This is a genomic window from Acinetobacter sp. ATCC 27244, from assembly GCF_000156555.1.
Taxonomy (GTDB): domain Bacteria; phylum Pseudomonadota; class Gammaproteobacteria; order Pseudomonadales; family Moraxellaceae; genus Acinetobacter; species Acinetobacter haemolyticus.
The window spans coordinates 158,957-172,920 of the sequence record NZ_GG665953.1 but is presented as its reverse complement, the minus strand read 5'-3'; the positions used below and the strand labels follow the sequence as shown (position 1 = coordinate 172,920).

General features: G+C 39.5%; 12 protein-coding genes and 1 pseudogene. 10 read left to right on the top strand and 3 right to left on the bottom strand.

The features are described 5' to 3' along the window. The first annotated feature begins 2 nt into the window (after positions 1 to 2). A complete protein-coding gene (locus HMPREF0023_RS07335) occupies positions 3 to 1,214 on the top strand; it encodes a multidrug effflux MFS transporter (RefSeq protein ID WP_008941657.1) in 1,212 nt (403 codons plus the stop codon). A gap of 49 nt (positions 1,215 to 1,263) precedes the next feature. Here HMPREF0023_RS07335 and HMPREF0023_RS07330 read toward each other — a convergent pair whose 3' ends face one another. Then, positions 1,264 to 1,971, bottom strand: a complete 708-nt coding sequence (locus tag HMPREF0023_RS07330) for a nitroreductase (protein WP_008941656.1) — start codon at positions 1,969 to 1,971, stop codon at positions 1,264 to 1,266. A 424-nt stretch (positions 1,972 to 2,395) separates the two neighbouring features. On the opposite strand from HMPREF0023_RS07330, the gene HMPREF0023_RS07325 reads away from it, so the two are divergent. From HMPREF0023_RS07325 to sbmA, 5 genes are all read left to right on the top strand, one after another. Then, entirely contained in the window at positions 2,396 to 3,736 is a 1,341-nt protein-coding gene (locus tag HMPREF0023_RS07325; protein ID WP_017396360.1) for a DcaP family trimeric outer membrane transporter, read from the top strand. A gap of 180 nt (positions 3,737 to 3,916) precedes the next feature. Continuing rightward, positions 3,917 to 5,152 carry a sodium/glutamate symporter gene (gltS, locus tag HMPREF0023_RS07320; RefSeq protein ID WP_008941653.1) on the top strand — a complete coding sequence of 412 codons (1,236 nt, stop codon included), beginning with the start codon at positions 3,917 to 3,919 and terminating at the stop codon, positions 5,150 to 5,152. Between the two features lie 96 nt (positions 5,153 to 5,248). Next, positions 5,249 to 6,724: an alanine/glycine:cation symporter family protein gene (locus tag HMPREF0023_RS07315; protein ID WP_008941652.1), complete on the top strand. Its 1,476-nt coding sequence runs from the start codon at positions 5,249 to 5,251 to the stop codon at positions 6,722 to 6,724. Between the two features lie 139 nt (positions 6,725 to 6,863). Further along, on the top strand, positions 6,864 to 7,814 hold the full coding sequence (locus HMPREF0023_RS07310; RefSeq protein ID WP_008941651.1) for a patatin-like phospholipase family protein: 951 nt from the start codon (positions 6,864 to 6,866) through the stop codon (positions 7,812 to 7,814). A gap of 211 nt (positions 7,815 to 8,025) precedes the next feature. Further along, the gene (gene sbmA / locus HMPREF0023_RS07305; protein ID WP_008941650.1) at positions 8,026 to 9,222 is read left to right on the top strand and encodes a peptide antibiotic transporter SbmA; all 1,197 of its coding nucleotides are present in this window, start codon (positions 8,026 to 8,028) and stop codon (positions 9,220 to 9,222) included. A 56-nt stretch (positions 9,223 to 9,278) separates the two neighbouring features. Here the strand turns inward: sbmA and HMPREF0023_RS07300 are convergent, their stop codons facing one another. Both HMPREF0023_RS07300 and HMPREF0023_RS07295 read right to left on the bottom strand, forming a co-directional pair. Beyond that, complete coding sequence (locus HMPREF0023_RS07300) at positions 9,279 to 9,794, bottom strand: chromate transporter (protein WP_008941649.1); 516 nt, start codon at positions 9,792 to 9,794, stop codon at positions 9,279 to 9,281. Then, positions 9,791 to 10,363 (bottom strand): chromate transporter, encoded by a 573-nt coding sequence (locus tag HMPREF0023_RS07295; RefSeq protein WP_008941648.1) that lies wholly within the window; start codon positions 10,361 to 10,363, stop codon positions 9,791 to 9,793. Before HMPREF0023_RS07295 ends, HMPREF0023_RS07300 begins: the two co-directional genes overlap by 4 nt. Before the next feature lie 99 nt (positions 10,364 to 10,462). Here HMPREF0023_RS07295 and HMPREF0023_RS07290 point away from each other — a divergent pair, with 99 nt between their 5' ends. The 4 genes and pseudogenes from HMPREF0023_RS07290 to HMPREF0023_RS07275 all read left to right on the top strand — a co-directional run. Then, positions 10,463 to 11,353: a LysR family transcriptional regulator gene (locus tag HMPREF0023_RS07290; protein ID WP_017396361.1), complete on the top strand. Its 891-nt coding sequence runs from the start codon at positions 10,463 to 10,465 to the stop codon at positions 11,351 to 11,353. Between the two features lie 92 nt (positions 11,354 to 11,445). After that, positions 11,446 to 12,516, top strand: coding sequence for a DUF1176 domain-containing protein (locus HMPREF0023_RS07285; protein ID WP_026056281.1), 1,071 nt, complete (start codon positions 11,446 to 11,448; stop codon positions 12,514 to 12,516). A gap of 82 nt (positions 12,517 to 12,598) precedes the next feature. After that, positions 12,599 to 13,120 (top strand): hypothetical protein, encoded by a 522-nt coding sequence (locus HMPREF0023_RS07280; protein WP_017396362.1) that lies wholly within the window; start codon positions 12,599 to 12,601, stop codon positions 13,118 to 13,120. A gap of 121 nt (positions 13,121 to 13,241) precedes the next feature. Beyond that, a pseudogene (locus HMPREF0023_RS07275) lies at positions 13,242 to 13,964 on the top strand (hypothetical protein); the annotation flags it as partial.

Below are 13,964 nucleotides of genomic sequence, written 5' to 3'. Positions count from 1 at the left end.
TTATGCAGGTAGAGCAAACCAATCAACGTCAATATTCAACAACATGGATTATGTTGCTTGCTTTGTTAACGGCCTTGGGACCTTTATCTATTGATATGTATCTGCCTGCCTTACCCCAGATGGCAGATGAATTTGGGGTAAGTACCCAAATGGTGGCCAATACTCTACCAGCTTACTTTTTAGGGCTTGCCATCGGGCAGCTTTTTTATGGACCGGTCAGTGATCGGATAGGTCGAAAAACACCTTTATATTTTGGGTTGACGCTCTACGTGATTGCCAGTTTAGCCTGTGTTTTAGTTACGAATGAATGGGCGCTGATCATTGCTCGTATCTTTCAGGCGTTGGGGGGATGTGTTGGCGTCGTGATTGCTAGGGCTGCAATTCGCGATCGATTAGATGTACAAGGTTCAGCACAAGCTTTTTCGAGCATGATGATTGTGATGGGATTGGCACCGATTTTGGCACCGATTTTTGGGGCATGGATTTTAATTTTCTTTCCTTGGCAGTCTATTTTTGTTTGTTTAGCAATGATTGGGGTGATTTGTGGCTTATGTGTACACTTTTTCTTTAAAGAATCACTGCCTGTAGAACGCCGTTTAAAATTATCGACTTATCAAGTAACCACTCTATACGCTGCCATTTTTAAGGATCAAAGCTTTAGACTTCCGATGCTGGCTGGGTGTCTGACTGGCGCAGCACTATTTTGTTATATCAGTTCTGCTTCCGCAGTTTTCATGGGGCAGTATGGTTTGTCACAGCAACATTTTTCTTATGCTTTTGCCTTTAATGCTGCGGGTATTATGTTGATGTCTTCATTAAATAAGCATTTGAATACGCGAATGGGGGTATTTCCTCGTTTAGTCTTTGGCGGTTCAATCCAGTGCTTTGGAGCAGTTTGCGTGGTGAGTGCTGGATTGATGGTCAATGCGCCATTGTGGTTTTTAATGTCAGGCTTATTTTTGGTTGTTTCTGGTATAGGTTTGACTGGTCCAAATGCAATGGCATTGGCAATGTCTGAACAAGGTGCTCGTGCAGGTACGGCAAGTGCGATCATGGGGAGCATGCAGTTTGCATGTGGATTGTTGGGTGGGGTGATACTGAACTTTTTAGTTTGGAAGGCATCACTCAATATGGGGCTGATGATGCTGATGTTTACCAGTCTTGGATTATTGATGATCTTTAAAGTTGGGCGACAACAGCGAGCTTCAGTTTAGAAGGCTATAGATTTCTATAGCCTCTAACTGGGATTGTCCTAGACTTTAATCATTCATCAAGAAACACAGTGAAATTTTCAACTGGCTCACGAGGCGTAATGAAGGTATTCACAATATGTTCAGGGTCGGCATAACCGAGTGCGATAGCACAAACCAGTTCCTCATCGTTTGGGGCACCCAAAACATCTAAAACGATTGGATGAAAATGGTTCCATGCGGCTTGTGGGCAAGTATCCAAGCCACGAGCTTTAGCTGCGACCATGACATTTTGAATCATCATGGAGATATCCATTTTGGCACCAATGCCCATTATTTTATTCACAGTAAAATAAAGACCAACAGGCGCATCGAACAATTGAAAGTTACGCAACTGCTGTGCCGCCATCTTTTCTTTCTCACCTTTTTGGATACCTAATAAACCATAGAGTCCCCAACCATTTTCTCGGCGGCGATCAATAAAAGGTGAAATCCATGTTTCAGGATAATAAGCGAAGGTTTCTTTATATTGTGATGCAAGCGCAGGATTTTGGAATGATTCAACTTGGGCGGTACAAACACGGTCAATCATTTCCGTACGTTTTTTTCCTGTGATGACATAAACCTTCCAAGGTTGAGTATTTGTACCTGAAGGGGCACGACAGGCAACATCTAGAATATCTTTGATGATTTGTTGCTCAACAGGGCGGTCTAAAAATGCACGTACAGAATGACGAGATCGGATTGCCTCATCCACGTAACGGACTTGTTCCATGTTCATAAAAAATGCCTCTTTATTTTCAAATCTTTCTCATGTGAGGTGACTATAAAGCAATACATGAGATTTGCGGATGATTTTTTGAACATGGTTTATATGTTGAGTGAAAAATAGTCATTACTGCAAAAGACTTGATTATTCTAGTGCGTTTTTTGAACTATGTTATATTTGCATGAAAAAGAATTTTATTTATAACACGATGAAAAAAATAAAATATTTTATAAGTGTTCTAAAAAGTGCCGTGGCTCTTCGAATAAAAAAGTACACACAATATCCTAAATTTATGCATAATACGCCCTTTTTAAAAAACCGATTAGACTTTCCTTACTGATTAGGGTGGGGGAGATTTTCTGTACAAAGCATTTTAATTTTCGAGTTTTATGCTTTGGGAAAACGTGGAAATATACACTGGATAAAGGAGCTTCTTATGAGTTTAACTCTCATCCGCAAGCCGTTCGTAATGCAAAGTTTAGCAATTATTGTTGCTACTCTTATGATGAACACTGCTCACGCGACGAGTGAGCAAGAGCAAATTCAACAACTTCGTGCAGAAGTGAGTGAATTAAGGGCTTTACTAGAACAATATGTTTCACAACCAAAACAAGAAAATGTTGACTCTCAAGTTGTTGCACAACCTGCATCTGTTACAACACATAATCAAAATATTAAAGTTGTAAATACAGAGCCTGCAAAAAAATCTCCACTCGCGATACAAACTGCTTCCGGTGCGCAAGTTAAACTCTATGGTTTTTTGCGTGGTGACGCATCTTATCAAGCAAAGGGTGGTGATGGGATTTTTAACCGCATCAATAAAGTAGATTTGGAAGGCGCTGAAAAAAATAGTGATCGTTTCTATAGCACAGCGACTGTAACGCGACTTGGCCTCGATTTTAAATCGCCAGTTGAAGGCACAGAAGTGGGTGGAAAGTTAGAAGTTGATTTCCGTGGCGGTAGCAATAATGACACGATCCGTATTCGTCATGCTTACTTAACCATGAATGATTGGTTGTTTGGTCAAACCACATCGACATTTTTGGCAACTGATTTACAGCCAGAAATGCTTGATTTTAACTCGCCATTAGGAATTGGTACTTATCGTACGCCAATGGTGCGTTACAGTAATAAATTAAATCCAGATATAAGTTATGCCATTGCTTTGGAAAAAGGCAATGATGATAATCGACTACCAGCCCTAAGCTCTAAACTGAAATATGATTTTGCAGAAGGGAAAGGCACGACGTCTGTACGTGCTTTATTGACAGAAGCACGTAGTAAAGTTGCTTTTAACAAAGACAACATGCAAATCAGTCGCAATGATTCAGATTTAGGTTGGGGTGTTGCAGTCGGTGCAAAATATAAACTCACAGATGCATTGCAAGCGATGGTTGACTATTCGCATGTCAAAGGCGACAGTAAATTTTTACTCTATACCAACAATGCTTTTAATGTGAATCCAAATAATATGGGTTTAAATCTGAATGAGTTTGATGCATTGACTGTCGGTACAAGCTATCAAATTACGCCTAAATTGCGTAGTACCTTAGCTTATGGCGCAATGTTTGCAGATGATAGCAATGACTTTGCTAAACAGGCTGTAACAGATGAAACCCAAAATAAGACTTTGCAACAAGGCTGGTGGAACGTCATGTATTCACCTGTCACACCTATTACGTTTGGTCTGGAGTATATCTATGGTGAACGTAAAACCTTTGATGGACAAAAAGGTAAGGATAGTCGTGTAGGAGCAATGGCACGCTATAACTTCTAGCCTATCCTGTAGGTGTAATCATCCGTGAAAATGAATCAACTTGATCGAAGCTACATTCTTACAAAGAACTGTATTGTTTTATTAAGTGGATTGAGTTTTCACTCATTTTGAGAGTTACTATTTCATTGTTTATAAGATGGAAAAAACGTCTAAGAACAAATGAAATAAACGGAAGAAGATATGGAATTTACATTTAATGGTTTTTATACCTTAATTTCGGCAGTTATTGTTTTGTTATTGGGACGTTTTCTCGTTAACAAAATTGACTTTTTAAGACGTTATAACATTCCTGAACCTGTAGCAGGTGGTTTAGTTGCGGCTGTATTGTCATTGCTGATTCATTCGTTCTTTGGATATAGCGTTGTCTTTAGCAGCGAATTACAGACCAGTTTTATGCTGATTTTCTTTGCTTCGATTGGTTTGAGTGCCAATTTCATGAAGTTGAAAGAAGGGGGCATTGGTCTGGTGATTTTCTTGGTCTGTGTTGCTTCATTTATTGTGGTGCAAAATGCTGTCGGGATGAGCTTGGCAACTTTATTAGGCATAGATCCACTCATTGGCTTGATTGCTGGTTCGATTACCTTGACCGGTGGTCATGGTACAGCAGGTGCATGGGGTGAAATTCTTGAGTCACAACATGGTATCCAAGGTGCCTTGGCTCTGGGTATGGCAAGTGCGACTTTTGGTCTAATCATTGGTGGAATTATTGGTGGTCCATTAGCAAAGTTGTTGATCAATCGTCATGGTTTAGCGCGCGCAAAAACGCCTGCACAGATCGAAGATCGTGATACTCATCCAGATCCACATCCAGAAGATTTAGCACCTTTTGAAAATCCACATCAAGTCCGTTTGATTACTGCTGACAATGCGATTACCACGTTAGGTATGTTTGCTGCTTGTCTTGCATTTGCAGAGTTTATGACAGGATATAGTAAAGGGACTTGGTTTGAGTTACCAACGTTCGTTTGGGCTTTAGGCGGTGGTGTTATCCTCCGAAACATTCTAGAAAGTGTATTGAAGGTTGATATTTTCGATCGTGCAATCGATGTTTTTGGTAATGCATCCTTATCACTGTATCTTGCGATGGCATTACTTTCATTAAAGTTATGGCAATTGGCCGATTTGGCAGGGCCACTGGTCGTCATTCTCGGTGCACAAACATTGACTATGGCGTTATATGCTGCCTTTATCACGTTCCGTGTGATGGGGAAAAATTACGATGCAGCGGTGTTGGCTGCAGGTCACTGTGGTTTTGGGATGGGGGCAACACCAACAGCTGTTGCCAACATGCAGGCGATTACCAATATGTATGGACCATCACATAAAGCATTTTTGATTGTTCCATTATGCGGTGCATTCTTTGTCGATTTAATCAATGCAACTGTGATTCAAATTATCTTGAAATTCTTTGCCTAAGTCGGATCAAAAGCCCCCAAAGGGGCTTTTTTGATTTATCTATTGTTAATCGTCTATGTACTATTACTACATGGCATATATAAAAGCGAATAAGTGATGAATGAGCAATTAAATACTACACTGATGTCGTGGGTACAATTCCTAAATGATCCACTCTGGAGTTTCCTGATTGTACTGTTAATTCTGGTTGGGGTGTTTTTTACGCTGATTACTGGTTTTGTACAACTGCGTTTACTCTGTCATAGCCTTTGGGTCATGAAAAGTAGTCGTAAGGAGTCTAAAGATGATCATGGTATTACCCCATTTCAGGCCTTCGTAACGGGGCTTGCAAGCCGTGTTGGTGTTGGAAACGTTGCTGGTGTTGCGATTGCAATTGCGATTGGTGGGCCTGGTGCAGTGTTTTGGATGTGGTTTGTTGCTTTCTTGGGGATGAGCTCAGCATTTGTTGAATCATCTTTGGCGCAATTGTTTAAGATCCGTGATAATCAAAATAAGCAGTTTCGTGGCGGGCCTGCTTATTACATCACGCAAGGATTAAAACAAAAATGGCTGGGAGTGGTGTTCGCATTAACATTGATTTTGGCCTACGGTTTTGTTTTCAATGCAGTTCAGTCGAACTCTATTATTAGTGCAACTTCTCAGGCTTGGGGATGGGATAAAGCCAACTTTGTATTGGCTTTAGGAGGCTTTAACTTAGAGGTTTCATGGGTTGGTTTAGTACTGGTTATTCTCACTGCCTTGATTATTTTTGGTGGGATTAAGCGTATTGCTAAAGTGGCAGAAAGTTTTGTTCCTTTCATGGCAATCTTATATTTAATTGTTGCCTTATACATCGCTGCAATTAACTACACCATTATCCCTGATATTTTTGCCCTGATTTTTACGAAAGCTTTTGCTTTTGATGCTGCCGCAGGTGGTTTTTTCGGTTCAATGATTTCGATGGCAATGATGCAAGGAATCAAACGTGGCTTATTCTCTAATGAAGCAGGGATGGGTTCAGCACCGAATGCTGCTGCTGCATCTGATGTCAAACACCCTGTAAATCAGGGCTTGGTACAGATGTTAGGTGTGTTTGTGGATACCTTTATTGTTTGTTCATGTACCGCGATTATTATTCTAGCTTCTGGTTTATATCATGATGCAGGGTTTGAAGGTGTGGCACTTACGCAACGTGCATTAGAAAGCCAGATTGGTAGTTGGGGATCTAGTTTCCTTGCGTTGATTTTATTCCTATTCGCATTTTCATCGATTATTGGTAATTATGCTTATGCGGAAAGTAATGTCCAGTTCATCAATAATCATCCTAAAATCTTATTTGTGTTCCGTATCTTGGTATTGGTCATGGTTTATCTCGGTGCGATCATGAGTGTACCTTTAGTGTGGTCAATGGCTGATTTATCGATGGGATTGATGGCAACCATTAACTTAATCGCGATTTTATTGTTAACCCCTATCCTGTTGGTTTTACTGAAAGATTACACATCACAACTTAAAAATGGGGTGAAAGAGCCTGAGTTTAAGATTGACCAATATCCTGAGTTAAAGAAAAAAGTGGATTCAGATATTTGGTAGTTGCTTAACCAAAATAGCTCCTTTCGAGGAGCTTTTTTTATGTAGTTTGGCTAAAAAATACAAAAAATTATTACAGTGTTTGAGAGATATAGTCGCTAAAATCTGCTCGGAAATTGAGTAGAAATGGCGAATATAGCATATGAAACAGCTTGGATTATGGATGTTTGTTCTATCCGCGATGACTTTAGCCGGTTGTCAAACGACTGCACATTTATCTCCAGTTGCAGAAGATGCGCAAACACGTGCTGTAAATCAGCCTTTTGCCCAAATTAAACAACAAAAGCGTCCTGTTGTTGCTTTGGTATTAGGCAGTGGTGGCGCACGCGGTTATGCCCATATCGGTGTGATCGAAGTTTTGGAACAACATGGAATTCGTCCTGATTTGATTGTTGGAACCAGTGCTGGAAGTATTGTGGGTTCAATCTATGCCAGTGGAAAAAGTGCAGCTGAGTTACGTGAGATTGCACTCAAATTAAAAGCCAATGATGTACGTGATGTGAGTGTTAGTTTAAAAGGTTTCTTCGATGGGAAAAAGGTTGAGGATTATGTCAATGAGCAAGTCCAAAATACACCATTACAGCGCCTTAAGATCCCGATGTATGTGGTCGCAACTGAACTGAAAGAAGGAACTAAAACTGTCTTTAATTATGGCAATACTGGGCAGGCAGTACGTGCTTCAGCTTCGATTCCAAGTATGTTTGTTCCGATCAAAATTGGTCACAACGAATATGTTGATGGCGGTTTGGTAAGTCCTGTACCGGTTCAAGTTGCACGAGATTTGGGGGCAGATATTGTCATTGCGGTGGATATTCTGGCGCAACCCGTCCATACAGAAACGACCAATGTTTGGGGGCTGTTTAACCAAAATATCAATATCATGCAGGGGCGATTAGCAGAAGAAGAACTTAAATACGCGGATATTGTGATTCAACCAGACCTACGTGAGAAAGTTCATATTTTTGATGTTAAAGGGCGTGAAATGACCATGCAAGCAGGGGTTGAGGCAGCACAAAACAAGCTTTCTGATATTCAATTGGCTATACAAACCAAACGTTATTCAAAAGAACGAACCAATCCACTTTTGCCTTAATCATGGATGATTGAGCAATACAGTGGGAATTGTTTTATTTGCAATAATTATTTTTGAGCAAAACTGCGAAAAAATGCTTAATAAAACGCTATGAAAATAACGAAAAAACAGGTAAATAACTACAATAAGCTTTTTATCAGGCTGATTTAAGTTTGACGTTATAGCATATAACCATCCGTCCATTGCAGCACAACAAGGATAGTTTAGTACGATGTTTAAATCATTTTTTCCTAACCCGCGTTATTTTTTTATTTCTGTACTTGTTTGGATTTCCATCAATACATCGCTTTGGTTTTTAGGAGGAAATACTTGGGGTGAATATCTAGGTTTTCCCAAAGGATATGCTGAGACACCTTTACCCGTTGGCGTGAGTCGTTTTTGGGAACCTTCATCACTTTGGTTTTATATCTGGTTTTTTGTTGCTACAGCTTTATTTGCAGGTTTTTGGAGATTTTTCTCCGACAATAAATGGCAGCGTTGGTCCATTTGGGGTTCAGCATTTATTCTCTTTAATATTTGGTTTGGCGTACAAGTAAGTGTTGCTATAAATGCTTGGTATGTTCCTTTTTGGGATCTTATCCAAAAAATGTTGACTAATGGTGGCGGTGATGTAGCTGACCTATATCATGAAACACTTGTTTTCTTATATATTGCAATGGTTTATGTGACGTTAGCAATCTTAAATATTTTCTTCACTAGCCATTATGTGTTCCGTTGGCGTACTGCAATGAATGAATACTATGTAGAGCATTGGGATAAGTTACGGCATGTTGAAGGGGCTTCACAACGTGTTCAAGAGGATACGATGCGTTTTGCTTCGATTGTTGAGGATTTAGGTGTAGAGTTGGTTAAGGCTGTGATGACACTGATCGCATTTTTACCACTGCTATTTCAATTGTCTAAGCATGTACCAGTCATTCCTATTGTTGGTGAGATTGAACACTCTTTAGTTTGGGCTGCGGTCACTTGGTCTATATTTGGAACAGTGTTATTGGTTGTTGTTGGGGTTAAATTACCCGGTCTACAATTTAATAATCAAAAAGTTGAAGCTGCTTATCGTAAAGAGTTGGTGTATGGCGAAGACCATGCTGATCGTGCTGAACCTTTAACCTTAAAAGAGTTGTTTGGTCAGGTTCGCAAAAACTACTTCCGACTTTATTTCCATTATGCTTATTTTAATATGACTGCGACTTGGTATGGTCAGCTTGATATTTTGTATAATTTTGTGGTGTTATTTCCTGCAATTGCAGCTGGTAAATTAACTTTAGGGTTATTACAACAAATTTTAGGTGTGTTTAATCGTGTGCGTGATTCATTCCAGTATTTAATAACTTCATGGAAAACGATCATCGAACTGTTATCGATTCATAAACGTCTTAAAGCATTTGAGTCAATTTTGGATAAGTAAACTATTTCAGTTAAAAAAGACCTGTATTGATGAAATACAGGTTTTTTTATGAGAATTTATAGGAAGCAAACACCTAATCCTGCACCCAATATCATGACCCATAAAGGATGTATCTTCTTAAATAGCCCTAAAGCTGCGGTCAAAATAACAATCAAAACGAGCAAGATATTTTGTACAGATGCATCAGCAATCAGCCATGCACTGACCAACACCAAACCGACTGTAATCGGTCTAAGTGCCTGTTCAAAACGTGCTCTTAGAGGATGACCTTTAAAACGTTGCCAGAATTTCAGTACATAAATGGTTAAGACTGAAGATGGACCAAACTTGGCAATCGAGGTCGCAAGTAGTCCTGCTGGTCCTGCAACATGCCAACCCACCAAAGGTACAATCATCATATTGGGACCAGGGGCAGCCTGAGCCATAGCAAATAAGGAGCTAAATTGTTCGGCTGTCATCCATTGATGTACAGTGACAACTTGATGTTGCATTTCTGGCAAGATCGCATTTCCTCCACCAAAAGCGACGATAGAAAGCTGAGTAAATACCATTGCAAGCGTAAGCAATATCATGATTTTTTCACTCCTAAGATCAACATATTCATTGCCACTAAAAGGATGAGAGTGAGGATTAATGGCAGTTTGATCCAAAGCATAAAAACTGCGGTCAGCGCAATCGTGATCAGGGTGAGATAACTTTTTAAAATAGGCTGCAGCATGCGTAAACCTGTTGCAAAAAGTAAACCTGCAGCGGCAGCGGCTAAACCTTGAATTAAATGCTTGACGCTCGATAAATGCTGGAAATGCACGTAAGTTTGATAAATCAGCAAGACAATCACTGTTGGAGCAGAAATCAGACCTAATAATGCACTGATCGCCCCTTTAACGCCTTGAAACTCCATTCCAATCGCAACGGCCATGTTAATGATATTGCCGCCGGGTAAGATCTGGCAGATCCCAAGTAGGTCGGTAAATTTGTTCAGGTCAATCCATTTTTGCTCTTCGACGATCACTCTTTGCGCCAGTGGTAAGACTCCGCCAAATCCCATTAAGCCCAGTCTCATAAATCCCATAAATAGCGCTTTACAATCTGGGGTACTTGATTGTGTTAGGTCCGCTACGGAGATGACTTGAGCTTTCATTGGGGATTATCCTCATCAATCTGACTCATGATAGGATGGTGGAATAGTGGTATATTTACAAATGCTTTATTTTTCCTTATCTATACTCTCAAGGTATGTATGATTGATATTCATAAACTCAAGGCATTTATTGCTGTGGTGGAGGAAAGTAATATTTCCAAGGCTGCTGTGCGCTTGCATATACAGCAACCGCCATTGACGCGACTTATCAAAAGCTTAGAGAAAGATTTAGATACGGTATTGCTTAAACGTCTACCTCGCGGTGTGGAGGTGACTGAAGCGGGTAAAGCCTTATACCAAGAAGCCATTACGATTTTGGATCATGCCGATTCCATTCCCCAAAGAGTACGTAATATTGCTCAAGGAAAGGAAGGGCAGATCAATATTGGATTTACTCACTCTGTGGGGTTACATCCTTTTTTGCCTGCTTTATTGCGCCAGTATCGAGAGCATTTTTCTGCTGTGGCGATTCATTTAGAAGAAGACAGCAGTAGCTCTTTGGTAGATGCTGTGATCAACGAAAAATTAGATATCGCCTTTTTACGTAAACCTGCCCCTATTCATGCTGATTTGCATAGTTTTTATGTGCTCGATGAACCACTCATCGTGGCTTTGCCGAGTAATCATCCTTTGGCAGAGGAACAGGGGACAATTCGGTTGTCTGATTTAGAGGCTTATGAATTTGTGTTATATCGCCGTTTAGGTGGACAAGACTTGTTTGATAATATTTTAGCAAATTGTTATCAAGCTGGTTTTAGTCCCAATATCGTGCAGGAAGCACCACGTTTAACCTCAAGTCTGAATTTGATTGCAGCAGGGATTGGGCTTTCGATTGTTCCAGCATCGATTCAAGGTTTTTGGAATAAGCAGATTGTGTATCGTCCGCTTGCTGCGGATCAACCCAGTATTGCCCCCATATATGCGATATACCGAGCTAAGCAAAAGAGTGTACGCATACAGCATTTTGTTGATCTACTTGAAATAAGGTAGTTGGTTAATGAAAAAATATGACGCAATATGCCAAGAGATTTAAACTATAGTTAATTTTTAAAAATAACCTTGCACCTTAGAGAAATACCATAATGAAAAATATATTTTCCGTATGTTGTATGTTCGCGATCAGTTCTTTTGCAGTTGCGCAGGAGATGAAAGGGGTTTCATTCTCACATCAAGATTGGGAAATCTATTGTAGTAATACTGGGACATGTCGTGCTGCAGGTTATCAAGCTTTAGATGGAAGTGAAAACCCTGCATCGATTTTATTAACGCGCCATGCAGGGGCGAAGCAAGTTGTAAATGCCGAATATGCATTGTCGCTTTATGATGAAAGTCCTATTCCAGCCAATCGACTCCGAAATATTCATTTTTATGTCAATGGAAAAGACTTAGGGCCAGTCGGTGTTAATGCGAAGGAAGCACCTTTGATGGGGAAATTATCTACCCAACAAGTGAATGCCTTATTACAACAGTCTAAACAGAAAAATGAGATTGTATTTAAAAACTCAGCTTTCCAATGGAGAATTTCTGATGCAGGAATGACGGCTACATTATTAAAAATGGATGACTTTCAGAAGCGTGTTGACACGGTCGGCGCACTGGTTAAGAAAGGCAAAGCAGATGAGTCAAAGGTGTTGGCAGCTCGTCCTAAAATCGTAGTGAAACATGTTAAAACCGCTGCAAAGCCTTACCTAGTTCTGCAACCTAAAAATAAGCAATTTCAGTCGCTTTACTCACAATTAATGACGGCATCATTTTCGGCGAGAGATGAGCATTTTTGTGACGGTGTATATGACTATACCAGTGGTGGTGCAAAACCTCAGCCGATCGCACTTTATAAATTGAGTAATAAAAAAGTATTGGCAATGAGTCTGTGTTGGCGTGCAGCCTATAATGAGGGTTATGGTGTATGGGTATTGGATGAATCCTTAAAGGGTAAAGCGACGTTTGTGACTGAAGCTGCATCATATTTTAATGAAGGTGTAATTAGCAGTGCACAAAAAGGTCGAGGAATTGGTGATTGCTGGTCGAGTTCGGAATGGGTGTGGGATGGTCAGAAGTTTGTCCAAACCAAAGATATGTGGACAGGTATGTGTAAGGGGTTAGCCGCTGGTGGGGTATGGGAGTTAGATTTAATCGAAGCTGTTGTGAAATGATACCTACCGTTACACAGTCACACTGATGAGCATACTATGGCTATGGTACAAAGAAGCTGATTGCTTTTTGGAACTTGTGCTTATGTCTCGTGTTTATATTTCTCCCCTAGGTAAATTTTCTCGTTTGAGTCGTTCTGTGTTGATGGCTGTGGCTGTTTTTGGTATAACGCAAGTGGCAATGGCAGGACCAACAGTTGATCAACTGAGTGATTGTTTAGTTAAAGCGACCACGGCAGCCGATAAAACCACGGTATTGCAATGGACATTTACGGCTTTAGCGGCACATCCTGATTTAAAGAGTTTTAGTAGCGTTACACTTGAGCAAAAGAATCAGTTAGATCAGAAATTGGCACAGGTGTTACAGCGTGTGATTGTGGAGCAATGTTCGGCACAGACTAAGGCCGTTATTCAGGCTGAGGGGATTCAAGCGGTTGGAGAGGCTTTTCAGCAGTTAGGTCAGAGTGCGGGTGAGGATATTGTCAAAGATCCAGCGGTTAGACAGCAGTTGCAAGGCACGTTACGTTATATTGATTTAAATAAATTGGTTACGACTTTTTTGACACCAGATATTTGGAATAAGTTGGGTGTGTTAAGAGGGCAGTAAATAACTTTTTTGAAAACTCCTCTAAGATGGATTGTTAAATATTATTCTAATAGTAGATCAGATGTAAAAATTAAGTGAAAAATGCTATTTTTTAATTTTAACTATAAATTTAGAGGGGAGTATGGATAATTTTTTAGATTTTTTGAATGAACGATTTGGCTTGGCTGATCTCGTTGAGGAAGGAATAAATTTTGAAAGTGAAGATGGTAAACTATATTTACTCTATAATGGTCAAATGATTCCAGTTCATTTAAGTGAAGAGGATGATGTTTTTTTAACTGTAAATAATAAATTAAAAAAGGATAAAACTGCTATTTATAATGGCTATTTTTCCTCTGAGAAGAATAGGTTGATGGAGTTTAAAGTCTTAAAATTAAAGTCAGCTAAACATAGAGACAGTCCTTTCATTACAAAACATAAATATGCTCTAAATGGTGATGGTTTTAAAATTGAAATTAGTAAAATGAGTGTTGAAATGGTAATTTCTTTTTTTAATAGTCAAGAGTATGTTGGTTATGTTAAAAATAGAATTATTCAACGCGTTGAGCGCTATTTAGAAAGAGTGAAAGATTATGAGAGTCGTGGTAAAAAAACCACTTATATAAGTGCTCTAAATTTTAGTGACCTTTTTATTAAAAGGTTGCCTACAGCAAAGGTTCTTACAGAGGATAAGTGGCCAAACCTTACGAAACAACTTGAAATAAATTTAAGAAACCTAGAAAAGGCGTTTTATATTTTAGAAAACAATGAGGAAGATTGTTTTAATTATTATCTAAAATCTTGGGATTTTAGTAATCCTGTTAGGTTTTTAAAAGATGAAGATATCGAAATTAGTTTTAAGAGG